This is a genomic window from Catenovulum sediminis (assembly GCF_007289895.1).
GTDB classification, from domain to species: domain Bacteria; phylum Pseudomonadota; class Gammaproteobacteria; order Enterobacterales; family Alteromonadaceae; genus Catenovulum; species Catenovulum sediminis.
This window is the reverse complement of record NZ_CP041660.1, coordinates 1,519,002-1,542,820: the sequence shown is the minus strand read 5'-3', so window position 1 is coordinate 1,542,820 and position 23,819 is coordinate 1,519,002. Positions and strand designations below refer to the sequence as shown.

Below are 23,819 nucleotides of genomic sequence, written 5' to 3'. Positions count from 1 at the left end.
CTTGTCCATTATTGTTTTGCAGTTAGCAAAGCAGGTTCGGCCTGATCTTTTAAGGTCAGGGCGACACTGGATGCATCTAAATCTGTTTTGCGCGGCGCAACTGGCATGCCCGGGCCTACTTTGGCTGGGCCATTGACAGCTATAATGTCGTTATTTGTCAAACCGGATGTTATCGCTCTGAACTCACCGTATTTGTCACCCAATGAAACAGCTCTGTATTGCAATGTATTGTGCTCATCTAAAACCAATACGAAGCGATTTTTTAAATCAGTTCCTATCGCTTTTTCTGGAATTAAGACTTGTTGTGCTGCTTCTTGGCTGGCTAGGCGAATACGCGCAAAAGCACCAGCCCGCAATATTTCTGCACGTGCAGGAAAAGTTGCTCTGACGCGCAAAGTACCGGTTGATGGGTTGATTTGATTATCAATAAAATCAACATTGCCCTGATGACTATACTTTTTATTACCTAAAAGCTGCATTACAACAGGTAATTGGTCTTCGGCGCTGGCATCAGAAAAGTGTTGATTCCAAGTACGTTCATCTATATCAAAATAGGCATACATTTTTTCGTTAGATACAATACTGGTTAATACACTTTGATTAGCCGTAACAGTATTGCCTTTGGTGATTTCTGCACGTGAAATTGTGCCATTTATCGGTGCCCGAATTTGCGTGAAGTCTAAGTCTAGTTGTGCGGCTGCTAGTTGTGCATTTAAGGCTGCTAATTGAGCTTGCGCCTGTGCCACTGCCGTTGCTCTTGACTCTGCTTCTTCTGCCGAAATAGCATCACGTTTGCGTAATCTTTGCGCTCGCTGAGCTTCACTTTCCGCTTGTTTAAATGCCGCTTTGGCACTTTCTACCTGAGCTTTTAAGCGAGACACTTGCGCTGCATATGGGCGAGGATCAAGACGAAACAATAAATCACCTTCATTGACTTTTTGTCCTTCAGTAAATTCAATCGATTCAATGACACCAGATACCCGTGGTTTTAATGCGACTTGTTGTGGTGCTTGTAGTCGGGTGGTGTAGGTAAACCAAGCTTGTACGGGTTTTGCAATCACTTGTGCTACATCGATCTGAGTTTTAGCTGGTTGCGGTTGAGATTGTGCTTGTGAGTTATCTTCACCACAAGCAGTCAGTAAAATTATAAAAGTTCCAATAGCTGTGAGTTTGTGTAATTTAAATCTTAGCATTGCCAATTCTCCCAAATTAATTGGCACCATAGTAAAGAATAGTTTTTTGGTAAAAAACCATCGATTTACAAATTCATTAATGCCAAAATGGCAACAATCTTGATTGGGAGTAAAACTGTGGATACCACCAGCCGCTTATTAATGTTTTTAGAAATTGTTGAAAGGGGTTCGTTTGCAAAGGTCGCCGAACTCAGAAATATCGACAGATCGGTTGTCTCAAAACAAATGAATAAGTTAGAAGAAGATCTGGGGGTACGTTTATTAAATCGTTCCACGCGCTCATTTTCACTGACGGCAGCGGGCGCCGAAATGGTGAAGAAATCTAAACAAATTAGAGATTTATTAACAGAAACGGTGCAAATCGCAGAGAACTACCACACAGAGCCTCGGGGGTTATTAAGAATAACCAGCTCTGCGATATTGGGCCGTCGTTATCTGCAACCCGTTATTAATGATTTTCAAAAGCGTTTTCCACAAGTAGAAGTCGAGCTGCGCCTAGAAGACAGGTTAGTTGATATTGTCGGTGAGGGTTTTGATTTAGCGTTTCGGGTGGGCGATCCCAAAGACTCAAACTTAATATCACGTCAGATTACCCGTAACCGTTTGTTAATTCTCGCGACACCAGACTTTTTAAAAGCATACGGTGAACCTCAAACAATACATGAATTGGCTAAATTACCCGCAGCTACTTATTCAAGTAACAGTTTGCGGTTTGAACATTTGAATTATATTGATGAAAATGGCCAAGACGCGTCTGTTCAGATTAATAGTTGTTTTCGCTCTAACGATGGTGAGGTTTTGATGTTGAAAGCATTGTCGGGCAGTGCTTATTTTGTTGCGCCGGCTTTTTTGATAGCGGATGAAATTAAACAAGGTTTGTTAAAACCTATATTAACTCAAGTTAAACTGCCTGAGTTCAGGAAAATACATGCCGTTTATCCACACAGAGGCTTACCAGTGCGCACGCAGCTTTTTTTCGACGCTGCGCGCGAGTACATCGGCAAAGAAAAACCAATATGGGAAGATAATATTCCGGGTTTTGACAAAATGTATGGCTTTTCTGATTAACCTAAGGTGGTATCTAAAACCTTCATGATGGCAAAGCCAATCATTAAACCAATAGTCGCCGATGTCTGATGTCCATTTCTGTGTGTTTCGGGTATCACCTCGTGCGAAACAACAAATAGCATAGCGCCTGCTGCTAAACCTAATCCGGCAGGATAGGCCAGCGCCATGCCGCTGGATAAGCCGACACCCGCGCCTAAACCCGCATGATTTGTGATCGCTTCGCCGGCCTCTATACCGGGTAACAACAGAGAAAATGCACTCGCTGCCAACATCATTCCCGCCGCCATGCCAAGCATAATATCTTCCATTTTTCGTGGAATTGAAGACAAAAATAACGCAGGTAAAGCACCTAACGAGGTTGTGATAAAACCTGCCATTCCACCTAATAAAGCGTACGCGATAGCTTGTGTAAATTCACCCGTGCTTACTTTTATACTACTTTGAATCAATAAGGTAACGACTACCAATAACGCAAAGCTTAATCCAGCCGCGGCTAAAGGCTGTTGTTTCGTGTGTGCTTTTATTTCTGCAATTAAACTTGTTTGTAACTTGTCAGATGATGCTTGCATATATCCTCCAGTAAGAATATGTTGATAGTTAGATTGCATGCAAGTTGTGAAAATTGGCTGATAGCTTTTCTATTTGCTTTAATCGTATTTAGCTTTATGACTTATAGTCATATGATTCACGTGAAACACTGCTATTATCCTAACAACAGGCCTAACAACAGGCCTAACAACAGCCTTAATAACAGGCATAACAACAGGCTGGGGTTTAATTTTTCAGTAATTGTCGAACTAGGTGAGCGGTATGTCTGATAAAAAAAAGAATCAGCAAGCAAAAAATAACAGTGCGTTGCACAAGTTATACGCTCGCCAGCAGCCCAAAACGGGTCAGTCTGAACGCGTCGGTGAAGTGCTGAAAACATTTGCCGAAGATGATTATAAACGCATCGCTTTGGTGATTAAAAAATGGTTACGGGACAAAAATACAACTCATTAGAGTGCAAGCATGGCGCTGAGGGATGAGTCTTTATGTAACCATCCCCCAGGTTATCAAAGCGTAATACATGATGCTATTGACGTTTAGGCAACGACATTATTGCTAAAAGATCTTCAGACGCTAAAAGGTTGTCACTTTACTCACACCATGTGAAATATCAAAACTGATACTGTTTTTGCTTAAACCGCTTTCGGCTTGGTTATATTGGGTACCTTTTGGAATTTCTACCACAACATTGCCGTGCGACGCTTTACTTTGAATCGCAAAGTTTTGATTAGATGTCTGTTTTAAATAGGTGGCACCATGCGCGTTTGAACTATAGATATTTTCAGCAGAGCCAATAAATTCAATATGGCCATGTTTATTTTGCAGTTTAACTTTCTGCATTTGTTCTACATGCGTTGCTAAATGACTATGTCTGCCATCTATATTCAGCTTATGACCCGTATGTTGTTTAAATTCGATTTTTGCATGCGCACTGTCAATATCCGTTTTTTCAAATTGACTGCGGTTAAATACTAATGTGCCATGATTCCATTCACTTTCTATATTTTCTCCCTGAATTACACCAATTTCTAATTGGCCATGTCCACCTTCAATTTCAACTTGATTTGCATTCACCGCATTGATTGTGCCTTTACCATGATGAAAATCAAAATCTAATGATTCAGCCAAAAGCATATTTAAATCCACTTGACTGTGATGGAAATTTACCTCTAACGCTTTTGCCTGCAAGCTATCCACTTTAACGACTGCATGATGGTTGCTTAAATTAAGCGATAAAAGGTCTGATTTGCCGATTTTTACCTTGATGGTTTTTTCGACGGAACAATTGTTAAACCAGCTAAAAGATTGTGTATCTGTTGATAGCTTTAAACGGTCAGAAGATTTACTAACTTTTATTTTATGTAAGCACTTTTCTGCTTGGCCGCGCTTTAATGTTTGATTTAGCTCGATGTGTAGCTGATTATCTGTTGAGTTGGTTATTTCGATTTGAGCATGGTTAAAATCTAGTTCTAGATGCTGAATGTCTGTTAGATCAAAGCTTTCCACATCGACTGTATCTTGGCTATACACACTCAATGTTGTGACGGCTAAGCAAGCCGCTGTTAATATGCTCGGGATTAACTTTTTCATTTTCTGTTCCTTTAAAAATTAATTTGAATCACTATCGCTTGGGTTTTGGCTAATGGTGTCTTTGCACAAACTAAACCATTTTTGTTAGGGTATTGATATTGTTAGTTAAATTTAACTTTGCTTGCTTTTAATATGAGATCTTCATTATTTTAGGTGGTCAAAATAACCAACTATTCGTATTTTTTTAACCTAGTTTGTACATCATGCTGTTTACAATAAAGCTGGATGTATAAAGATGCGGTATAATCAATTTTTTTTCTGTTTGTATTAAGGCCTAGCTGTGCTTCAACATATTAAAATTCCTCATAATTTAGAATGTCAGCGTTTATTTCATGGCAGAGGGCATGCTCATCCCGGATATGAACATATCTGTATAGACTGGTTTGCGCCTGTCATTTTGATTACGGCTTACAAATCAATTGAAAGCGACTTGTTGGCGCGCCTAATTGAATTTTTGCACACCCAGATTGACCTTTGTCAGTCAATTCAACTACAACACAGGTATTTGCCTAAAGCGCCAATTGATTGTATTTGGGGAGATGAACTTGACGTTGTCATTGCCGAAGAATCAGGGCTGAAATATCACATCAGTTTAGGGCAGAACCAAAATCATGGGCTGTTTTTAGATATGAAAAATGGCCGCGATTGGGTTAAAGAAAATAGCGCCGGTAAGGTTGTCCTCAACTTATTTGCTTACACCTGTGCTTTTTCTGTTGCTGCGATAGCCGGTGGTGCGGATAAGGTTGTTAATCTCGATATGAGCAAATCGGCTTTACGTAAAGGGCGCGAAAACCATATATTAAATGAGCAGGCGATCGCTGAATATGCAGTTCGGTATGAGGCCGTTGATTTGTTTAAATCATTTGGTCGGGTTAAAAAACACGGCCCGTACGATTTAGTGATTTGCGATCCACCTGCTTTTCAAAAAGGTAGTGTTAATATTGAGCGTGATTACAAAAAAATTATTCGTCGCTTGCCCGAGTTTGTAAACGATCATACGCAAGTTTTATTGTGTTTAAACTCTCCTGATTTAGACGTGGATTTTTTAACCAATACGGTTGCTGAATATTGTCCTCAGTTGACTTATCAAGACACAATATTACCGCCTGCTGTATTTAAAGAGGCTTATGCAGGCAAAGGGCTAAAAGTTCTACGTTTTGAATTTAATGACTAAACAACATCGAATATACGACTGAGTAAATCATAATTGAATGACGAATTAGATAGAGTGGAAAACAAAGTTACATCATTAACCTTAGCGCCAATGGAGGGGGTGGTCGATCATGCAGTGCGCGCGTTAATTACCCAGTTTGGTGGTTTTGATTTATGTGTTACTGAGTTTTTAAGAGTCAGCCAGACGCTGTTACCTGAACGCTCGTTTTACCGTTTGGCGCCCGAACTTAACTGGAATCATGGTAAAACAGCCAGCGGCACGCCAGTACGGGTTCAATTATTGGGTAATGCCGCACCTTGGTTGGCTGAAAATGCACACAGAGCAATTGAACTTGGGTCACATGGGATCGATCTGAATTTTGGTTGCCCAGCAAAAACAGTGAATAACTCAAAAGGGGGGGCTGCTTTATTGCAAGAACCAGAAACCCTTTATTCAATTGTTCGCGCCGTGCGATCGGCGGTTGATTCGCAGCATATTGTCAGCGCAAAAATTCGTTTAGGATTTAACGATATCAGTTTGTTATCTGAAAATATTCAGGCGATTTACGAAGCCGGCGCCAGTGAATTGGCCATTCATGCCAGGAGTAAAAAAGATGGATATAAACCCCCTGCATATTGGCCTAAAATTAAACCCTACATATCGCAGTACGATATGCCCATTATCGCAAATGGCGAAATATGGACACCGCAAGATGCCAGTTTGTGTATCCAGCAAAGTGGCAGTAAGCGCTTGATGTTAGGAAGAGGCGCGTTAGCGATGCCAAATTTAGCCAATATGGTAAAGCATCAACAATCTGCTTTCACATGGCCGCAGGTCATTAAGCTCCTGTTGCAATACTCAGAGTTTGAAATAGAGGGCGATCGTGGCTTGTATTATGGCAATCGAATTAAACAATGGTTGCGCTATCTAAAAATTCATTTTCCGCAAGTTACATCTTTGGCACAAGAAATCAGACAATTGCATAAAAAATCTGAAATCGTCGCTATATTGCAAAGCAAACTTGAGGCTGCTTAAGAAGTTTTTACAAAGCTTTATTTGTCCGCTCAATGTGTTAATTTAACCCTTATTCAAATAATTAGGGAAACATTATGGAAGAAGTCATCGTACGTTATTTTCATTTTATTGGTATTTTATTATTAGCCTCAACTTTGGTGTTAGAACACCTGCTTATAGAAAAAGAAATGAGCAAAAAAGCATTTAAAAAGTTAGTCATTGTGGATGGTATTTATGGGGTGTCGGCGCTCGTTGTGCTTGCGACCGGGTTGTTACTGTTACTCGCAGTGGGTAAGCCTAAAGAGTTTTATACCGAAAACTTTGTTTTTCACATTAAAATGACTGGCTTTGTGTTGATGGCTGTGTTGTCTATTGTGCCAACGGTCTTCTTTATCAAAAATCGTAACTTTTCCGGTGAAAGTATCACTTTACCTAGGCATCTTATTGGCATTGTTAGAGCAGAGAAAGCTGTGCTGCTGATTATGCCTTTGCTTGCGGTGTTTATGTCACGCGGAATAGGTCTCTAGCTTGCATTTTTTTGCAGTAATAGGGTGGCTGTACATGAAATCAGAATGCCCGGTATAATAATCGGGTTTAAACTCACATCGTTTATTAAGTAGCCCAGCCCTGCGACTATCGCTGGGCTTAAATAAACATAAGCCATCACCTTTTTGGGGCCGAGTGCAACTGTTGCCGTTTGATACAGGTAAACAGTCACTATCGTGGTACCAATCACTAAATAAGCCATGTGGTAATAAGCGGGTAAATCAAGTTGTTGCCAATCCAGTGGTTTTCCCATAATCATTAAAGCGACGAACATCCATATGGCACCGCTCAACAAGGTGCAAAAAACCAAAAGCCATTTATTATCGTTTCTATACAATAGTTTCATGGCCATTGAATAGCAGCACATCGAAAGACAGGCTTGTAAAAATAATATGTCTCCGGTATTTAATCGGAAGCTTTTTATCAGTTGTATATCACCTTGAAATACCACCCAGCAGGTTGCTAAAGCGCCCATCAGATAAATGGCCGATACTTGGAGTGTCATTTTTTGTTTGAAAACACAAATACACAACAAACCCGTAATAAAGGGAATTAGAGTGTAAAGCGTACTGACATTCAGCGAGCTGGTGGTTTTTAACGCTTCGAACATCAATATAAAAAATAATGAATAAAACAGGCTTATAATACTGGCACGCGGCAATGTTTTTATAAATTGTGCACGGTCTTCTTTTTTATACAAAGCAAATGGCGCGAGGAGCGCTGCGGCCAAAATAAACCGCAATAAGGTTAAAGCTATTGGATTACTATACGGAGCCAGAAATTCAGCTGATATAAACGATCCGGCAACTAAAACGGTGGCCAATAAAACTTGTAAATGATGCTTTAACATAGTGTGGTGAGTTAAGGTGTATTGGACGAACAAAAAAACTTAAAATGAATATAAGTCATTCGGAGGTTTTTTTGACCGAATCGGTTAATTTTTCAATTTGTTTTTGCAGTTGTGCTATTTGGATTTTCATTACTTCATTTTGTTGTGCTTGGGTTTGCATCATAGCTTTAGCCCAATCCGGAACCGTTTCTTCGATATTTTCCTGTACATTAGAATGTGAAAAACTTGAAGCGATATAACCGGATATCACACCAAATAAGCTGACACCACTGATAATTAATAAACTACTAATGACTCTTCCCATCGTCGTTACAGGGTAATAATCACCATAGCCTACAGTCGAAATGGTGATTAAACCCCACCACAAAGCGTCTTCTGCTGTTTTTATATTAGACTGCGGGACTTCACTTTCTATGATAAAAATCGCGACTGCGCTGCCAGCAACTATCACCACCATAAAAACCAATAAACCCGCCATGGTTGTTTGAATACGTTGTTTCAGCATGGGCAGCAATACACTACGGGCAAGCCGGATCATGCGGATAACACGGAATATTTGTAGAAAACGCAAAAATCGTAAAGGTTCAATTAGTGGAATACTGGCAACCAGCTCTAACCAATGGCGCTGTACATAGCGTTTTTTATTAGATGCGCCGGCTAGATTGAAAAAAAAGTGCAGAATAAAAACAATGCAGATCATGGTATCAATCGACGTTAATAAACGTTTGGTTTCAGCTTCAAGAGGTAAAACCAGAATCGCTAATATGACCAGCATAGCAATGGCCGATAACATCATCATTGCAATATCAAATGGTCCGGGGATTTCCTCGTCTTTTTGATGTAATTGTTCTAACAACATTTAATCACCGAATTGACTTAACATTTTTTCAACTTGCTGAGCGTAAGGCTTAATTGCTTGTATATTTTTATCCTCTGATGGTAGGTTTGAACTATTTGTTACCTGTTCTAACTGTCCCATTATTTGCAGCATTTGCTGTTTCAACATTTGTTTTTGGTCTGCACTGAGTCCGTCTGTAGCGTCAATTTCAGCTAAAGACTGCCGGAGCTTTTGCTGCGCATCATCTGGAATGTTAGCTGCTTGCATTGTCATAGCAATGAAGGATTGCACGACTTGTGTTTGTACTTTGAAAAAAGATTCAACGCCGCTATAACCTTGCTGTTTAACCATGCGATTAAACTCATCATACAGGTTGAGTTTCTTTAGTGCGGTTTGTGCTTGTGATGCAACAACATCAGGGCTGGATTTGGCAAAATCAATATCGCCCGATTGGTGCAATTGTTCATTATGTTGTTTAACCCAAGCGGCTACTGTTGGTGCGGCCTTTAACCATTTTTCGATTTGTTGGCTGCTGAGTTCGTTGGCGTTAGCACAGATACTAAATAACAGGGTCGCCAGAAAAAATAATTTGTTAAAACCCATTGTTCCATCCCTTTTTGGTTACCAGAATGAATAGTTTACCCTTTTATTGGTAAATTAATGTAATTTATCACCCATATTTTAGGTCATAGGTAAACTTATACCTAAATCTTTACGTAGATATTTAAAACATAAAACAGGAATCATGATGCGTCCACTGATAAAACTTATTTGCACTTTATTACTTCTGACGGTTAGCCAATTTACCGCTGCCACCCCATCCTTGCCAGCGCCGGACTTTGAACTAAACGTAGTTGATTTACCTAAAAAATTAAGTGATTTAAAGGGTCAGGTTGTGTATTTAGATTTTTGGGCATCTTGGTGCGCCCCTTGTCGTAAATCATTTCCGTGGATGAATGACATGCAAAATAAGTATCAAGACAAAGGGTTTACTGTTATTGCGGTTACGGTTGATGCAGATAAAACCTTAGCAGAGCAATTTTTACAGGAAGTGCCCGCTAATTTTCCAATTGTATATGATACCGAAAGTCAAATAGCGCAAAGTTACCAGTTAAAGGGGATGCCAAGTAGCTATTTAATAGATAAAAATGGACAGCTAAGATATGTGCATGTTGGCTTTTTAACGGCCAAAAAGAAGCAGTATGAAGACGAAATTAAAGGCTTGTTAAAAGAATAGTTGGTCTAACTGTTTTTTTATAATAACCTGAATAATAACCAGAAAAGAAATCGAGCTTGCAGATATTATGCGTCCAGACTACAAAATTCATTTCTACAATGAACATGCTTGTATTCGTTTTAAAGCTATGGCAGGGCAGTGTGAAGTATTGGTCGATTCTTTAGAGCCTGCAACGGTCGAGCAAATTGCCGCATTGGCATATCATCAAGCTTTGCGTGTTGATAATAAATTTAGTCGTTATCGCAATGATAATATTTGTCATCAAATTAATACTGCGCGTGGTGAAAGCACCCCAATAGACGAAGAAACTTATCGTCTGTTGAGCTTTGCCGATCAATGTTATCAATCTTCTAAAGGTTTGTTTGATCTAACTTCTGGGATATTACGGCGAGCTTGGCCATTTGATGGGAATAATCGACAACCCAATCAGCAGCAAATTGACGCTCTTTTATGTTTGATTGGCTGGGAAAAAGTGTTATTTGATAACAAACAAGTGACCTTGCCGGCAGGTATGGAAATTGATTTAGGCGCCATTGCCAAGGAATATGCCGTGGGTTTGGTTGCGCAGGCGTGCACTCAATTAGCCCCCCGCGCTTCTGTTTTAGTCAATTTTTCAGGTGACATTCAAGTTAGCAAAGCAAGGCGCGATGGGCTTCATTGGAAAGTGAATCTAGACTTACCCGAGCATTATGATGAGCAACATAGTCTGCTTGAAATTAAACAGGGCGCAATGGCCACCTGTAGTCAATATCATCGAGAAGCTGTTGTAAATGGCAAAAGGTTTGGCCACATTTTAAACCCGTCTACAGGTTGGCCGGTAGACGGCGCGCCGGCATCGGTTACTGTTTTTGCAAAAAACTGTGTTCAGGCCGGTAGTTTAGCCACACTAGGGATGTTGCAAGGTGATAACGCCGAAGCTTATCTACAATCTCGTCAGGTAGAGTATAAAATAGTTCGTTAATTTATTTTTTATACCTGACATTTGCCCTGCCAATGACTATGCTTTTTTTATCATCGCAAAATGCTTTGGATTATGGATAAGTCACTTCTATTTTTAGTTTTATGTTGCGTGCTACAATTCAACACCGCACAAGCAGAAAACATATATTACCCACCACCTTTATCTGAATGGGATAAGCGGCAAAATTACCCTATTCGTTTGTTAGGTCGTGCTTTAGCGCTAAGTGATCCATCGTTAAAGTTGACTCAGTTTGCAGAGCAAGTTGGTCAGGATAAAGCCTTAAATATGCTTAACTCCGGACAAATTGACGTTGTTTGGACGATGACCAATAAACAACGAGAAGCCTTGTATCTTCCAATACGTATTCCGATTGTAAAAGGGTTAAGTGGTTGGCGCTTATTATTAATAAAAGATGAGCACCAACGTATTTTTGATACTATCGGTTCGGTCAATCAATTGAGTCTATTTAAAGCTGTGCAGGGTGAAAGTTGGCCTGATACGCAAATTTTAAGAGCCAACCAATTAAGAGTTATTAGCTATGAAGGCTATGATCAATTATTTGAAATTTTAATAAATGGCGAAGCGCAATACTTTCCACGCAGTGTCTTTGAAATTTGGGAGGAAGCATTGACGTACTCAAAGCAAGGTATTGCGATAGAAAAAAATTTAGTTTTGCAGTACCCAACGGCTTTATATTTTTTCGTGAATAGCCGTGAAGATGTATTAGCGAAAAAAATAGAGCAAGGACTCAATATGATGCGAGAGAATGGTGAGTTTGATGATTTGTTTATGCACACCTTTGGGCCTGCCATTCTTAAAGCCAACTTGTTGCAGCGCACCGTAATTCGCCTAGAAAACCCAAGCTTACCAAAGGAAACCCCGCTACAAGACAAAACTTTATGGTACCAGCCAAATATGGATAGATGGTAGATAATCGAAAAAACCGAACGTTACAATCGAAACAGCCCGTTATACGAAAAAGCATTAAATATTTACTATGTTTCCTGTCCAAACAACTAAGGAGACAAGTAAATGACTCAATCAATTATCAACACTAAACTTAAAGAATTTAAAGCAACAGCATTTCACAAAGGTGAATTTGTCGAGGTGTCTGACCAAGACTTAGCGGGTAAATGGTCTGTGGTATTTTTCTACCCAGCTGACTTTACTTTTGTATGTCCAACTGAATTAGGCGATCTGGCTGACTATTACGAGCAACTACAAGGCATGGGTGTTGAAGTGTATTCAGTATCGACAGACACGCACTTCACGCACAAAGCATGGCACGATTCATCAGATACCATTAACAAAATTCAATTCCCCATGATTGGCGATCCAACTGGCCGCATTTCACGCAACTTTGGTGTAATGATTGAAGAAGATGGTTTAGCACTGCGTGGTACTTTTGTGATTAACCCAGAAGGCGAGATTAAAGTTGCTGAAGTACATGATTTAGGTATTGGCCGAAGCGCTAAAGAGCTTGTCCGTAAAATTCAGGCAGCTCAGTATGTTGCAGAGCATGACGGCGAAGTCTGTCCGGCAGCTTGGCAGCCAGGTGAAGAGACCTTAGCACCTTCTTTAGACTTGGTAGGCAAAATCTAAAGTGCTTTTCTTTGCTGGTTTCCCTGAAGCTGCTTAGGCAGCTTCAAACTCAGAGCAATCATAATTTTTTTATCTTGGAGTTGTTATGTTAGACGCCAAAATCAAACAACAATTGAAACAACATTTTTCCGCCATTAAGCAGCCTGTTGAATTGGTTCTGTCGCTGGATGACAGCAACAAGGCAAAAGAATTGAAAGCGTTAAGTGATGATTTAGCATCCGTTAGTGAATTAATCGAAATTCGTCAAGCCAATGACGTAAATGAACGTAAGCCGATGATGTGGGTGCGTGATAAAACGCATGCTACTCAAGCTGGTTTTGCTGGTGTACCCATGGGGCATGAATTTACCTCTTTGATATTGGCTGTTTTGCAGGCGGGTGGTCATCCGGTAAAACAAAGCGCCGATGTGATCGAGCAAATTCGTAACTTGCCCGGCGAATATCATTTTGAAACCTATATTTCATTGAGTTGCCAGAACTGCCCCGAAGTTGTACAGGCATTAAACCTCATGGCATTGATTAATCCAAACATCACGCATGTGATGATAGATGGTGGGGTGTTCAGCGAAGAAGTTGCACAGCGAAAAGTAATGGCAGTCCCCTCTGTTTATCTCAATGGCGAAATATTTTCACAAGGCCGTATTGCCTTGGGTGAGATATTAAAGCGTATTGATACGGGTGCTGCGGCTAAAGAAGTTGAACAACTTCAACAAAAAGACCCATTTGATGTGTTGGTTGTGGGGGGCGGTCCTGCCGGCGCTGCAGCTGCTATTTATGCTGCCAGAAAAGGCTTGCGCACGGGTATTGTCGCAGAGCGTTTTGGCGGACAAGTAATGGATACAGTGGGGATTGAAAATTTTATCTCGGTGAAAAAAACAGAAGGGCCCAAGTTGGTCGCTGGATTAGAGGAGCATGTTAAAGATTATGCGGTTGATATTATGCAACAGCAAAGAGCGAGCTCTATTTCACGCAGTACGCTTGTTGAGGTTGGCTTAGAGAGTGGAGCGACTCTACAGAGTAAATCTGTCATCGTTGCAACCGGTGCGCGCTGGCGTAAAATGAATGTACCCGGTGAGCAAGAATACAGTGGTAAAGGTGTTGCATATTGCCCTCATTGTGACGGACCTTTGTTTAAAGGTAAAAAAGTTGCAGTAATTGGTGGTGGAAACTCAGGTATTGAAGCGGCAATTGATTTAGCCGGTATTGTAGAGCATGTCACTGTATTAGAATTCGACAGTAAATTGCGAGCTGATGAGGTGTTGCAGCGTAAAGCTGAATCAATGGGCAACATAGATATCATCACTCAAGCGCTGACAACTGAGGTCAACGGGGATGGACAAAGCGTAACGGGCTTAACCTATACAGACAGACGTGATAATTCGTCGCACGAAATTGCGCTTGCCGGAATCTTTGTGCAGATTGGTTTAGTGCCTAATAGTGAATTTGTCGATGGTGATATTGATTTGACGAAACGAGGGGAGATAATCATCAATGAGAGAGGTGAAACATCAATGGAAGGCGTTTTTGCTGCAGGCGATGTGACCACTACACCTTATAAACAAATTATTATTGCAATGGGCGGCGGAGCGACCGCATCACTCAGTGCATTTGATTATTTGATTCGTCAGCAACCTGCAAGCCATGCTGAAGCAGAAAGAGCGGCCTGATTTAGCCGCTTCTCTAAACAAGTTGCGTGGCTCTAATTGTTTGGCTAATTATTTGATAGAGGCAGGCTAATGGTTATTTCGGTGCCATTATTAACAGCCGAATGTACTTCAATTTCACCCTGGTGTTCGCGCACATAGTCTCGAATGATTTGTGCGCCTAAACCCGAGCCTTGTTCTCCCGCCGTACCTTTTTTAGCTGTGACGCCGCTGCCAAATAATAACGCACAATCTTCTTTACTCATGCCAATGCCTTGATCAGCCACTGTGATAATGAGTTTACCATCCAATTCATTTGCTAAGAGCCAGATGTCTTTGCCTTCAGGGGAAAATTTAATTGCATTATGTAGAAGGTTTTGAATGACAGAACGAAATAAATTTTCCTGACTATAAAAAATAGCATCTTGTTTAAAATCTGTTTTGACGGTCAGGCTTTTATTTTTCGCATTGGTTGCCAGATAGTTGATTGCTTCCATCATAATCGCACGTACGTTCAACGGCTTTTTGTGAAGTAACTGCTCACTATCAGTAATTAGGCTCCAACTTAGTAGGTTTTCTAACAAGCTTAAACCGAGTTTTGATGAGCGCAGAATCAAGCTCAAAAAGTGTTGGGTATTGTAATTATGCTTTGTTTTTTGTTGTTGTTCTTTTTCAATTAACTGTAGCATATCAGCCAAGTTGATAATGTTACCAAACGCGCTGCGTAAATCATGTGACAGAATTTGCAAAAGTTTATTTTTTTGTTTGTTGGCGATATCTAGTTTGCGGTTATTTAACCTTAATTCGAGTTGGCTTACGGTTTGCCGGGCTAATGCGGACAACGCCTCTTTCTGTGCTGCACTCAGTTTAGCGGGTTTTCTATCAATAACACATAAAGTGCCTAATGCATAACCTTGTTTGGTGATTAGTGGTGCACCAGCATAAAAGCGAATTTTAGGCTCACTTGTAACCAGAGGATTATCAAAAAAACGCTCATCTTCTAGCGTATCTGGGACTTCTAAAATATCATCCTGCAAAATAGCGTGTGAGCAAAAAGCAATATTTTTGCTGGTGTGGGTTGCATCTAAGCCTACCTTAGCTTTAAACCATTGGCGCTTTGCATCAATTAAACTGATGAGTGCGATGGGTTTATCACAAATGTGTGATGCTAGACTTACAAGGTCGTCGTATGCAGATTCGGCTGGCGTATCTAGTACATCGTAACTGAACAGTGTCGCTAAACGCGCATCTTCATTGCCGCAGGGCGGGGCAACTATCATAAATAACTCTGAGATTAATTTGCTAGCTATCTTTTGAGGATAGTTCAAGCTTTGTAACTGGCAAGTTTTTAATCTATGGGTTTGCAGCCAATTGTTTTCCAGTTTTTAACTTTTTGATTGTGCATTCCGTGTTTCTGATATGCTTTTTTTATGATGCCTTGATTGTGAAGCTTTTTTAAACCGTTTTGCAATGCGGCAAACAGGCTTGCGCCCGCTGGGTGTGATTTGCTCACAAAAAAGTGCAAGGAATCGGGAAATTTAATTTTATAGCCCGGTACCGGTATAAGTTTAATACCGTGGTGAACTTGACTGAGATCTTCTGTATTTGAAAAGCTGGTAATAAGATAATCGGCGCGGCCAAGGTTAACCATTTTAAACATTTGCGGAAAACTAGTAACGGATAACTTTTTGCTGCCAATACAGCTTATTTCTGACCAGTCTAAGTGCCAGGTGCGATGACTAACGGCCTTAAAGTTTTTAAGTGCTTCTACCGTTTGTATATTTAACAGCTTGCGATTATCAGTTGTGGTATATAAACCTTTTTCATATGTGTATTTATCTAACAAAGCGATGGATTTGTAATAATGTTGTTTGCTGTATGAATTACTCCAAAATGCAAATCCGGCTGCCAATGCCCGCTCTTTTTTCATTTCTAGCAATAATCTTTCTTGCAATGGGTAGGGGGTAAATCTAATTTTTACTGGGTACCCGCCGGCGACTAGCGCCTGACAAAAGATAATTGCCTCCATCATTATTTGATTGTTGTTTTGATAGTAGTCAGTTATCTCATCACATGAGGCGTTTTGAAAAAGCTTTCTGGCGGCTGCGATATGTTCTTTATACATACCCAACTCAATTTCGGGTAATTGTTTGTTGGCTGAAACGAGCTCACTATCAGCCATTACGTACGAGTTAGACGTAATGGTCAATAAAAAAATACCTATATAACTTAAGATTCGTTTAAACTTCATTAAATGATTGTTGGCCTATATCTTGTGCTTGTATCTCGTGCTTGGTTGAATGGTACATGCATCTATTGTAAATGATAGTTGAGTTTTAACAGAAACGTATAAAAAGGATAAGGATATGAATGAGACAGAATTAAACCATTTAAAAACAGCAGCAGAGCCTTTAATACAGCAGTTACCTGAAGAGCTGGAGTGGCTGCCAGATAACCGCTTTAATGCTCTAATGGCAGAGGTGCCCAAACCGCTGTTTGAATTTATCCTGCCATGGTTAGAAAGTGAATTTGGACACAAGTGGGATCGCTCTGACATTCGCAAAGCGCCCGCTGAGGTTAAAGACGGTGCGGGCATGTTTGCTAAAATGGAAAATCGCCAATATTTATATTCATACCTGCCAGGTAGCAATAACCGATTAATGGTTGCCTGGTGGCCTTGGGGACCCGGCGCGCCGGCTTCACTGCGCATTTTTCTGGCTGCGGAAGTTGATGAGCAACAATCAGGCGGGATCTTTGCTAAAATCCTATCTGTTTTTAAAGGTAAGTGATAAGCATATTATTAATAATAAAAAATTTGAAACCAAATCAGTTGTTTTCGGGTCTTGGTTTACATTGATTGTGTAAAGCTAATTGTTCGCTCAATTTGTTGTTGTGCTTTAGGAGTTTATTTTGCTGCGTTTAACGCTTCGATTACTGGTTTTTCTCTCCGTTTCTTTTTCTGCAATGCTGCATGCATTGGATTTTTCGTCACTGAATTCAGAACCCGATTTTTTGCCTGTCGAACAGGCATTTCAATTTGATTTTCAGCAAATGGGTGATGAATTAAAACTGAGTTGGACGATTGCTGATGGTTATTATTTATATAAAGATAAAACCCGCGCTAAATCCAGTGTAGGCTCAGGTGGTGCAGAAATTCCGCTCACTTTTAAACAATCCGGCAAAGAAAAGCATGACGAGTATTTTGGCTTAGTCACCGTTTTTCGGCAGCAACTAGATGTAACACTTGATGTCGCCCAAGTTAACAAGGATAAGTTGTTGGTGACTTATCAAGGGTGTGCAGACGCCGGGTTATGTTACCCGCCTGTATTAGTTGAAGTGCCCCTGTTAGATAAACCCAATGCAGGCCTAAGCACTGATAGTCAAGTTAATTCAGCTACTTCAGCCATTTCATCTGTTTCGACTGAGTTGTTTGACGATAAAAGTTTTATTTTAACCTTGCTAGGCTTTTTGCTGCTGGGTATTGGTTTGTCTTTGACGCCCTGTGTTTTACCCATGGTGCCTATTTTGAGCACGATAATCAGTTCGCAAAAATCAACTCTGGTGCGCAGCAGTTTATTATTATCTGTTGCTTATGTATTGGGGATGGCAACCTTTTATACGCTCAGTGGTATTTTGGTTGGTTATTTTGGTGCCAGCTTTAATTTACAGCTGTATTTGCAAGAGCCTTGGTTAGTGGTTGTATTTACCGCTATATTTGTTGCTTTAGCATTTGCGATGTTTGGCTTTTACGAATTGCAACTGCCGCAAAAATGGCAAGATAAACTGCAACAAGGTCAGGGTAAAAGTAAAGGCTTGCTTGCAACCTATGTAGCCGGTGGTATATCGGCTTTCGCTTTATCGCCTTGTGTTTCGGCACCGCTTGCGAGCGCTTTGGTGTATATTTCAACCACAGGTGATGCAGTGTTAGGTGGCTCAGCATTATTTGCACTGAGTATCGGGATGGGCTTACCGCTGATTCTAGTGGGGGCCGGTTTAGGGACTGCATTGCCAAAATCAGGCAGTTGGATGATTGTTGTTAAACAATTATTTGGTGTGCTGATGTTAGCAATGGCAGTATGGATGTTTGCCCGTTTATTATCTCCTTTGTATGCCGCCGCTTTATGGAGCACGCTGGCAATCTGGTTAGCCGCACACTTAGGGTTGTTTAACTCAGTTGCGACTGCATTTGATAAAAATAAACAAGCGTTGGCTTGGATATTGTTAATAGGCTCGGTTTTTTGGTTTTACCATCATTACCACATGGCTTATCCATCAGCGACAAGTTCACTTGCGCAAGCTGCAAAACCAGCGCTGGTTAAACGAGTGGATAATGTAGCAGAACTTAATGCATTGATAGCTTCTTCTGGCAAACGCACTGTTGTGGATTTATATGCCGACTGGTGTGCCAGTTGTCAGGTGATAGAGCATGAAGTATTTGCCAAAGTGGATGCGGCGGATTATCCCAATTATCAGTTTTTGCAGTTAGATTTAACCGATATGACAACTGCCAAACAGTCGTTTTTAAGCATGCATAATTTATTTGGACCACCTGCATTATTAATTTTTCCTGCCGGTGAAACGGAACAAGCAGAATTTATTTATCAAGCTGAATTTGGATTAGAACAGTTTTTAGATTGGTTGCAGTAACTTAGCTTCGAGCTTCGAGCTTCGAGCTACGAGTGTAGGTCTGCCCTTTAGGGCGACAAAGCAGCAATAGTTAAAAGCTACAAGCTACAAGCTTCGAGCTTCGAGCAAAAAGCGATGTAGGTCGGTGTTTACGCCGACAAAGTGTAGGTTGGCCTTTAGGCCAACAATGAAGGATACACTATTGCCGCATTCAGATTGTCGCCCTAAAAGAGCGAGCTACACTTGTTGTGAAACTTGAAACTTGAAACTTGAAACTTGAAACTCGTAGCTCGTAGCTCGTAGCTTACAGCTCCCCGCCATCAAACTCATCTTTATTTAATTTAACATTGTATTTGCGGGCGAATCCTTCGAGCTCTTTTTGCCATATACTCAACTCTTCCATTGTGATGGTATTGTCATCCAACTGCCAAAGTTTTCGCAGACCCTGATAATAAAAATGCAATATTTGCATTGACTGACTATTACCTTCCGCCGCTTGTTTTTTTAATGTGCTTTGTTTGCGGTTGATTAGGTTAAGGTGTTGTTTTAAGCGCCAGACATAATAAACCTCATACATAAAAGGTTTATTTTTGATTTTGTTTAGCGTGACGGCGATAACAATGCAGGCAAAAATGACGCCGGATAAATTCCAATGAAAATGGCTACCATCTGAATCGGGAAATAAATAAATCAGCAATTGCGCACTGCCGAGACTGAGCCCGGTTAACACCACAATGGCGGCAATAATGACTTTGTTTAAATGGTTGCGGTAACGGGATTTATCAATCGGCTCAAATTTAATCATAAGGTGCAACAATAGATCTAAAATTAGATATAAAAAGAGCCGAGATAATACAGTGCTAAAGGCTAACTGACAATTAACAAGCGGTTCTACGACGCCCTTTCGCTCTGCGGCTTATCGACAACAAAGATAATAATCCCAATGCAATTGCCGGAAATGACCCCCCAGACGAACCAGAAGTGCCATTGTTATTATCAGGCCTCTCTGGATTGTCAGGCGTTGACGTTTCATCACGCGTGGTTTCTGTCGGGCTAAGGTCGGCAGCCGTATCTACATTTGCATTCACCACCACAATTTCTTCTATATAGACAAAATTATCATTCGTGACGGTCACTTGATTTTCTGCATCTGTGGTCGTGTAATCACGCAGCGGCACTTGACTGAAAGAGCTACTGAAATAATATACGGGCAATGCACCAATGGCTTCTAATATTTCCATACCATTGCCGGTGACTTCACCAAAAACAGTAAACCCCCCGTTTTGACTATCCAAGTTACCGGTATTGTCCGCCATATTAAAAAACCACTGGCTGGTTGCTGAGTTTTCATCGCCACCTAATTTTGCCATTGCTATCGTGCCTTTTATATTGGCATAAACAGGTTCATTAATGACAGGATCCGATGTCTCAACGCCTTCTAATTGGTCATTTTCATTAATAAAAAAACCGCCGCCCTGTATCACAAAGTTGGTTGGTGCTCTGTGAATAAGTGTATTGGTGTAAGTTCCGTTTGTTACGTAAGACAAGAAATTTTCGACCGTTTTGGGGGTGGTTTCATCGTATAAGTTGACTTCAAAGTCACCTAGGCTGGTTTTAAACAACACAATAGTTGCAAATGAAGGTGAACTAAATACGCATAAAACACATATTAAAAGCTGAGATAAATTAATTTTTGGCATTATATTTCAATCATTATTACGAATTTATCCAGTGTACTGATTATCAGGCGAAATTAAACACTTTGATTACAATTAACAACAAAATACTAAATAGCGCCAGATCGCAAAAACTTCGTTCAAAAACTTGCGTAAAATCAGGTACACTAAGCGCATTAATTTTTACCACTATTTACCTGCGGAATCGGCATGACAGAAAATAAGGACAACACCACCCATTTTGGTTTTCAAACAGTAGATAAAACCGAAAAAGTCCATAAAGTTGCTGAAGTATTTCATTCAGTAGCAGCTAAATACGATGTAATGAACGACCTGATGTCAATGGGGATTCATCGCATATGGAAGCGCCACACTATTGCTTGCAGTGGGGTTAGAAGTGGGCAAAAAATATTAGATTTAGCAGGTGGTACCGGTGATTTAACCGCTAAATTTTCACGTATTGTAGGCCCTGAAGGGCAAGTTGTACTGGCCGATATTAACGAATCTATGTTGAACGTAGGGCGCAGCAAATTACGAGATATCGGCATTGTTGGTAACGTTGAGTATGTGCAGGCTAATGCGGAGTGTTTGCCTTTTGCTGATAACCAATTTGATGTAGTTACCATCGCTTTTGGCTTACGCAATGTGACAGATAAAGACGCAGCCCTTGCTTCTATTTTTCGCGTGTTAAAACCCGGTGGTAGATTATTGGTATTGGAATTTTCTAAACCCGAGCAAGAAGCCTTATCGAAAGTCTACGACTGGTACTCGTTTAACATTTTGCCGCAAATGGGCAAAATGATTACCAATGATGCAGAGAGTTATCAGTATTTAGCTGAGTCAATTCGTATGCACCCAGATCAAGAAACATTAAAAGACATGATGCACACCGCTGGTTTTGAAGAAGTCAGTTATCAAAACCTAACGGGTGGCATTGTCGCGCTGCACAAAGGATTTAAATTTTAATGCCAACGGCCAGTTTAGTCTCAGGTTTAATTGAACATAGTATCAACTACTGGTTGCAACAAAGTGGTTGTGATAAACAAGTGCCGGGTAAACTCGCCGGTAAACAGTTTGTTTTGCAGATAACGGACTTGTCGATAGCTTTGCAAATGCATATTCAGCACAACGGAAAAGTGAGTGTTTGGTCGCCGGTGAGTGAAGATGCAGACTGTTCAATTATCACCAGTTTATCGGGTTTAATAAAGCTGCAGCAGCCGGAACAAATTACCCGCCTGATAAAAGCCGGTGAGGTAGACATTGAAGGTGATGTGCAGCTTGCTCAAGCTTATGCGGATTGGTTAAAAGGCAGTTTAATCTATTGGCAGGATGTGTTGGCGAGTCTAACAAGTGGGCCTGTTGCACATAAACTGACTGACATCACGCAGAATTTAAATGCTCAAGGGCAGTTGTTTAAAAAAAATAGTGAACGGGCTTTTTGTAATATTGTTTGGGATGAGAAAAAATTAGCGCCGCATCCACTAGAGATGGCTGAATTTAATCAGGCTGTTAAAACGCTCAGGCAAGATTGCGATCGTGCACAAGCCCGTATTCAGCAACTTAATTTGCACTTTAAACCACAGGTAGAAAACAAGCAGTGAGTATCTGGCGCTTTTATATCATTTTAAAAACCTTATTAACTTATGGTTTAGACGATTTAATTCCAGAACGTTTTCAGCGCTGGCATTTTAAACTGGCGCGCAGTTGCGCTTTTTGGCTGAAGAACAAACACCCAAATGAACCTGTCGAAGTGCGCCTGAGACTTGCATTGCAATCGCTCGGCCCGGTTTTTGTTAAATTTGGCCAAATGTTATCGACCCGCCGTGACTTATTATCCCCTGAATTTGCCAATGAACTAAAACTGCTACAAGATCAGGTGAGCCCATTTGATGGCGAACAAGCTAAAAAGTTGATTGAACAAGCGTGGAAAATTGAATCGCTGGACACCTACTTAGCAACCTTTGAAACCGAACCTTTAGCCTCAGCTTCTATTGCGCAGGTACATGCTGCTACTTTGCACGAAGATTGCCCCTTTCCGCATACCGATATCGTGATTAAAGTAATTCGTCCAGGTATTGCCGAAACGATGCGAGCCGATGTCGAGCTCATGAAAGCAATGGCTGGCATACTGGCTAAAATATTACCGGACGGTCGGCGCTTGCGCCCGGTAGAAGTGGTTAAAGAATACGAAAAAACCCTGTTTGATGAATTAGATTTAATGCGTGAAGCTGCAAACAGCATTCAACTAAAACGAAATTTTGCCGATTCAAATACCTTATATATTCCGACTGTTTATTCTGATCTATGCCGCACTAACATCATGGTTATGGAACGTATTTACGGCATACCGGTTGGTGACATTGCTGCATTACAAGCGCAAGGCACAGATATGAAGTTACTGGCCGAACGAGGTGTTGAGATATTTTTCACGCAAGTATTTCGCGATAGTTTTTTTCATGCAGATATGCACCCCGGTAATATCTTTGTCTCTCGTGAACACCCAGATAACCCAATGTACATCGGTATAGACTGTGGCATTGTCGGCACGCTCAATAAAAACGACAAACGCTATTTAGCAGATAACTTTATCGCATTTTTTAACCGTGATTATCGCAAGGTGGCTGAGTTGCACGTAGATTCAGGCTGGGTACCTAGAGATACCAATGTTGAAGATTTTGAATTTGCAATTCGCACAGTCTGTGAGCCTATTTTTGAAAAACCATTGGCCGAAATTTCTTTTGGTAATGTGTTGTTAAACCTGTTTAATACGGCGCGACGTTTTCAAATGGAAGTTCAGCCGCAGTTGGTATTGTTGCAAAAAACCTTGCTATATATTGAAGGTTTAGGCCGCCAGCTTTATCCACAATTAGACTTGTGGAAAACGGCAAAACCTTTTCTAGAAAATTGGGTGCGCCAGCAAGTAGGCGTGGGTGCAATTTTACGCTCGGTTAAAGAAAATGCGCCATACTGGGGTGAAAAGCTTCCCGAATTACCCGATTTAGTTTATGACGCTTTGCATAGCCACAGAGAAATGCAGCACCAGCAAGAATTAATAATCAAAGCATTAGAAACCAACAATCATAAGCCCAGTTTATTACCCCAAATAGGCCATGTAGCAGCGATTTCAGCGGTTATGGTCTATTGTTTTAAAGAACAAGTTTGGCTGGCCGGTGGTTTGATATTTGCCGCAGTTATTTGTTGGCTGGTGAGTCGGCGAGATTAAAACAGGTTTTATATCGTTACATAACAAACAGAATTTGAACAACAAGGCAAA

The 23,819-nt window shown here is 40.7% G+C and carries 25 protein-coding genes; 15 read left to right on the top strand and 10 right to left on the bottom strand.

What is annotated here, in order from left to right; translation table 11 throughout:
- Positions 1 to 8 precede the first annotated feature (8 nt).
- Complete coding sequence (locus FNT16_RS06260) at positions 9 to 1,193, bottom strand: efflux RND transporter periplasmic adaptor subunit (RefSeq protein ID WP_143870728.1); 1,185 nt, start codon at positions 1,191 to 1,193, stop codon at positions 9 to 11.
- Positions 1,194 to 1,310: 117 nt separating this feature from the next.
- Between FNT16_RS06260 and FNT16_RS06255 the strand changes: the two genes are divergently transcribed.
- Complete coding sequence (locus tag FNT16_RS06255; protein ID WP_143870727.1) at positions 1,311 to 2,261, top strand: LysR family transcriptional regulator; 951 nt, start codon at positions 1,311 to 1,313, stop codon at positions 2,259 to 2,261.
- On the opposite strand, the gene FNT16_RS06250 is transcribed toward FNT16_RS06255, so the two are convergent.
- Complete coding sequence (locus FNT16_RS06250) at positions 2,258 to 2,830, bottom strand: ZIP family metal transporter (protein WP_143870725.1); 573 nt, start codon at positions 2,828 to 2,830, stop codon at positions 2,258 to 2,260. The two genes, FNT16_RS06255 and FNT16_RS06250, sit on opposite strands and share 4 nt — an antisense overlap.
- A 241-nt stretch (positions 2,831 to 3,071) precedes the next feature.
- Between FNT16_RS06250 and FNT16_RS06245 the strand changes: the two genes are divergently transcribed.
- Positions 3,072 to 3,263 carry a hypothetical protein gene (locus FNT16_RS06245; protein ID WP_143870724.1) on the top strand — a complete coding sequence of 64 codons (192 nt, stop codon included), beginning with the start codon at positions 3,072 to 3,074 and terminating at the stop codon, positions 3,261 to 3,263.
- Positions 3,264 to 3,383: 120 nt separating this feature from the next.
- Here the strand turns inward: FNT16_RS06245 and FNT16_RS06240 are convergent, their stop codons facing one another.
- Positions 3,384 to 4,400: a DUF4097 family beta strand repeat-containing protein gene (locus FNT16_RS06240; RefSeq protein WP_143870723.1), complete on the bottom strand. Its 1,017-nt coding sequence runs from the start codon at positions 4,398 to 4,400 to the stop codon at positions 3,384 to 3,386.
- A 280-nt stretch (positions 4,401 to 4,680) separates the two neighbouring features.
- Between FNT16_RS06240 and FNT16_RS06235 the strand changes: the two genes are divergently transcribed.
- The 3 genes from FNT16_RS06235 (at position 4,681) to FNT16_RS06225 (ending at position 7,094) form a co-directional block, all read left to right on the top strand.
- Positions 4,681 to 5,574 (top strand): class I SAM-dependent methyltransferase, encoded by an 894-nt coding sequence (locus FNT16_RS06235; RefSeq protein ID WP_143870721.1) that lies wholly within the window; start codon positions 4,681 to 4,683, stop codon positions 5,572 to 5,574.
- Between the two features lie 90 nt (positions 5,575 to 5,664).
- On the top strand, positions 5,665 to 6,588 hold the full coding sequence (locus tag FNT16_RS06230) for a tRNA-dihydrouridine synthase (RefSeq protein WP_143872893.1): 924 nt from the start codon (positions 5,665 to 5,667) through the stop codon (positions 6,586 to 6,588).
- A gap of 74 nt (positions 6,589 to 6,662) precedes the next feature.
- A complete protein-coding gene (locus FNT16_RS06225; protein WP_143870720.1) occupies positions 6,663 to 7,094 on the top strand; it encodes a DUF2214 family protein in 432 nt (143 codons plus the stop codon).
- Here the strand turns inward: FNT16_RS06225 and FNT16_RS06220 are convergent.
- The 3 genes from FNT16_RS06220 to FNT16_RS06210 are packed head-to-tail and all read right to left on the bottom strand — an operon-like array spanning position 7,091 to position 9,404.
- On the bottom strand, positions 7,091 to 7,963 hold the full coding sequence (locus tag FNT16_RS06220) for a DMT family transporter (protein WP_143870718.1): 873 nt from the start codon (positions 7,961 to 7,963) through the stop codon (positions 7,091 to 7,093). The two genes, FNT16_RS06225 and FNT16_RS06220, sit on opposite strands and share 4 nt — an antisense overlap.
- A 55-nt stretch (positions 7,964 to 8,018) precedes the next feature.
- A complete protein-coding gene (locus FNT16_RS06215) occupies positions 8,019 to 8,822 on the bottom strand; it encodes an ion transporter (protein WP_143870717.1) in 804 nt (267 codons plus the stop codon).
- Positions 8,823 to 9,404 (bottom strand): hypothetical protein, encoded by a 582-nt coding sequence (locus FNT16_RS06210; protein ID WP_143870716.1) that lies wholly within the window; start codon positions 9,402 to 9,404, stop codon positions 8,823 to 8,825. It lies immediately after the preceding gene.
- 142 nt (positions 9,405 to 9,546) lie between these two features.
- Between FNT16_RS06210 and FNT16_RS06205 the strand changes: the two genes are divergently transcribed.
- The 5 genes from FNT16_RS06205 to ahpF all read left to right on the top strand — a co-directional run bounded on the left by FNT16_RS06205 (position 9,547) and on the right by ahpF (position 14,267).
- A complete protein-coding gene (locus FNT16_RS06205; protein WP_246072398.1) occupies positions 9,547 to 10,038 on the top strand; it encodes a peroxiredoxin family protein in 492 nt (163 codons plus the stop codon).
- Between the two features lie 67 nt (positions 10,039 to 10,105).
- On the top strand, positions 10,106 to 10,999 hold the full coding sequence (locus FNT16_RS06200; protein ID WP_143870714.1) for an FAD:protein FMN transferase: 894 nt from the start codon (positions 10,106 to 10,108) through the stop codon (positions 10,997 to 10,999).
- 72 nt (positions 11,000 to 11,071) lie between these two features.
- Positions 11,072 to 11,929 carry a substrate-binding periplasmic protein gene (locus tag FNT16_RS06195; RefSeq protein ID WP_185976707.1) on the top strand — a complete coding sequence of 286 codons (858 nt, stop codon included), beginning with the start codon at positions 11,072 to 11,074 and terminating at the stop codon, positions 11,927 to 11,929.
- Between the two features lie 102 nt (positions 11,930 to 12,031).
- Positions 12,032 to 12,601 (top strand): alkyl hydroperoxide reductase subunit C, encoded by a 570-nt coding sequence (ahpC, locus tag FNT16_RS06190; protein WP_143870711.1) that lies wholly within the window; start codon positions 12,032 to 12,034, stop codon positions 12,599 to 12,601.
- An 85-nt stretch (positions 12,602 to 12,686) separates the two neighbouring features.
- Positions 12,687 to 14,267 (top strand): alkyl hydroperoxide reductase subunit F, encoded by a 1,581-nt coding sequence (gene ahpF / locus FNT16_RS06185; protein WP_143870710.1) that lies wholly within the window; start codon positions 12,687 to 12,689, stop codon positions 14,265 to 14,267.
- 44 nt (positions 14,268 to 14,311) lie between these two features.
- Here ahpF and FNT16_RS06180 read toward each other — a convergent pair whose 3' ends face one another.
- Positions 14,312 to 15,523, bottom strand: a complete 1,212-nt coding sequence (locus FNT16_RS06180; protein WP_143870708.1) for a GAF domain-containing sensor histidine kinase — start codon at positions 15,521 to 15,523, stop codon at positions 14,312 to 14,314.
- 68 nt (positions 15,524 to 15,591) lie between these two features.
- Positions 15,592 to 16,494 carry a type 2 periplasmic-binding domain-containing protein gene (locus FNT16_RS06175; protein ID WP_143870707.1) on the bottom strand — a complete coding sequence of 301 codons (903 nt, stop codon included), beginning with the start codon at positions 16,492 to 16,494 and terminating at the stop codon, positions 15,592 to 15,594.
- Positions 16,495 to 16,609: 115 nt separating this feature from the next.
- Between FNT16_RS06175 and FNT16_RS06170 the strand changes: the two genes are divergently transcribed.
- Together FNT16_RS06170 and dsbD are read left to right on the top strand one after the other, a co-directional pair.
- A complete protein-coding gene (locus FNT16_RS06170; protein WP_143870705.1) occupies positions 16,610 to 17,032 on the top strand; it encodes a hypothetical protein in 423 nt (140 codons plus the stop codon).
- A gap of 121 nt (positions 17,033 to 17,153) precedes the next feature.
- Positions 17,154 to 18,890 carry a protein-disulfide reductase DsbD gene (gene dsbD / locus FNT16_RS06165; protein WP_246072396.1) on the top strand — a complete coding sequence of 579 codons (1,737 nt, stop codon included), beginning with the start codon at positions 17,154 to 17,156 and terminating at the stop codon, positions 18,888 to 18,890.
- Positions 18,891 to 19,173: 283 nt separating this feature from the next.
- Here dsbD and FNT16_RS06160 read toward each other — a convergent pair whose 3' ends face one another.
- Together FNT16_RS06160 and FNT16_RS06155 are read right to left on the bottom strand one after the other, a co-directional pair.
- Complete coding sequence (locus FNT16_RS06160) at positions 19,174 to 19,671, bottom strand: DUF3087 domain-containing protein (protein ID WP_143872890.1); 498 nt, start codon at positions 19,669 to 19,671, stop codon at positions 19,174 to 19,176.
- Positions 19,672 to 19,747: 76 nt separating this feature from the next.
- Positions 19,748 to 20,569 (bottom strand): peptidylprolyl isomerase, encoded by an 822-nt coding sequence (locus FNT16_RS06155; RefSeq protein ID WP_143870704.1) that lies wholly within the window; start codon positions 20,567 to 20,569, stop codon positions 19,748 to 19,750.
- A 186-nt stretch (positions 20,570 to 20,755) separates the two neighbouring features.
- Between FNT16_RS06155 and ubiE the strand changes: the two genes are divergently transcribed.
- From ubiE to ubiB, 3 genes are read left to right on the top strand one after another with little or no spacing between them, the layout of a single operon-like run.
- A complete protein-coding gene (gene ubiE, locus FNT16_RS06150) occupies positions 20,756 to 21,511 on the top strand; it encodes a bifunctional demethylmenaquinone methyltransferase/2-methoxy-6-polyprenyl-1,4-benzoquinol methylase UbiE (protein WP_143870702.1) in 756 nt (251 codons plus the stop codon).
- Positions 21,511 to 22,146: a ubiquinone biosynthesis accessory factor UbiJ gene (locus tag FNT16_RS06145; protein ID WP_143870701.1), complete on the top strand. Its 636-nt coding sequence runs from the start codon at positions 21,511 to 21,513 to the stop codon at positions 22,144 to 22,146. Before ubiE ends, FNT16_RS06145 begins: the two co-directional genes overlap by 1 nt.
- Positions 22,143 to 23,768 (top strand): ubiquinone biosynthesis regulatory protein kinase UbiB, encoded by a 1,626-nt coding sequence (ubiB, locus tag FNT16_RS06140; protein WP_143870700.1) that lies wholly within the window; start codon positions 22,143 to 22,145, stop codon positions 23,766 to 23,768. Before FNT16_RS06145 ends, ubiB begins: the two co-directional genes overlap by 4 nt.
- The last annotated feature ends 51 nt before the right edge of the window (positions 23,769 to 23,819 follow it).

Bases quoted from the DNA above. Each gene is read 5' to 3' on its own strand.
- FNT16_RS06260 (WP_143870728.1), bottom strand. From the start codon at position 1,193: ATGCTAAGATTTAAATTACACAAACTCACAGCTATTGGAACTTTTATA.
- FNT16_RS06250 (WP_143870725.1), bottom strand. From the start codon at position 2,830: ATGCAAGCATCATCTGACAAGTTACAAACAAGTTTAATTGCAGAAATA.
- FNT16_RS06245 (WP_143870724.1), top strand. From the start codon at position 3,072: ATGTCTGATAAAAAAAAGAATCAGCAAGCAAAAAATAACAGTGCGTTG.
- FNT16_RS06240 (WP_143870723.1), bottom strand. From the start codon at position 4,400: ATGAAAAAGTTAATCCCGAGCATATTAACAGCGGCTTGCTTAGCCGTC.
- FNT16_RS06230 (WP_143872893.1), top strand. From the start codon at position 5,665: ATGGAGGGGGTGGTCGATCATGCAGTGCGCGCGTTAATTACCCAGTTT.
- FNT16_RS06225 (WP_143870720.1), top strand. From the start codon at position 6,663: ATGGAAGAAGTCATCGTACGTTATTTTCATTTTATTGGTATTTTATTA.
- FNT16_RS06220 (WP_143870718.1), bottom strand. From the start codon at position 7,963: ATGTTAAAGCATCATTTACAAGTTTTATTGGCCACCGTTTTAGTTGCC.
- FNT16_RS06215 (WP_143870717.1), bottom strand. From the start codon at position 8,822: ATGTTGTTAGAACAATTACATCAAAAAGACGAGGAAATCCCCGGACCA.
- FNT16_RS06210 (WP_143870716.1), bottom strand. From the start codon at position 9,404: ATGGGTTTTAACAAATTATTTTTTCTGGCGACCCTGTTATTTAGTATC.
- FNT16_RS06205 (WP_246072398.1), top strand. From the start codon at position 9,547: ATGATGCGTCCACTGATAAAACTTATTTGCACTTTATTACTTCTGACG.
- FNT16_RS06200 (WP_143870714.1), top strand. From the start codon at position 10,106: ATGCGTCCAGACTACAAAATTCATTTCTACAATGAACATGCTTGTATT.
- FNT16_RS06195 (WP_185976707.1), top strand. From the start codon at position 11,072: ATGGATAAGTCACTTCTATTTTTAGTTTTATGTTGCGTGCTACAATTC.
- ahpC (WP_143870711.1), top strand. From the start codon at position 12,032: ATGACTCAATCAATTATCAACACTAAACTTAAAGAATTTAAAGCAACA.
- ahpF (WP_143870710.1), top strand. From the start codon at position 12,687: ATGTTAGACGCCAAAATCAAACAACAATTGAAACAACATTTTTCCGCC.
- FNT16_RS06180 (WP_143870708.1), bottom strand. From the start codon at position 15,523: ATGATAGTTGCCCCGCCCTGCGGCAATGAAGATGCGCGTTTAGCGACA.
- FNT16_RS06175 (WP_143870707.1), bottom strand. From the start codon at position 16,494: ATGAAGTTTAAACGAATCTTAAGTTATATAGGTATTTTTTTATTGACC.
- FNT16_RS06170 (WP_143870705.1), top strand. From the start codon at position 16,610: ATGAATGAGACAGAATTAAACCATTTAAAAACAGCAGCAGAGCCTTTA.
- FNT16_RS06155 (WP_143870704.1), bottom strand. From the start codon at position 20,569: ATGCCAAAAATTAATTTATCTCAGCTTTTAATATGTGTTTTATGCGTA.
- ubiE (WP_143870702.1), top strand. From the start codon at position 20,756: ATGACAGAAAATAAGGACAACACCACCCATTTTGGTTTTCAAACAGTA.
- FNT16_RS06145 (WP_143870701.1), top strand. From the start codon at position 21,511: ATGCCAACGGCCAGTTTAGTCTCAGGTTTAATTGAACATAGTATCAAC.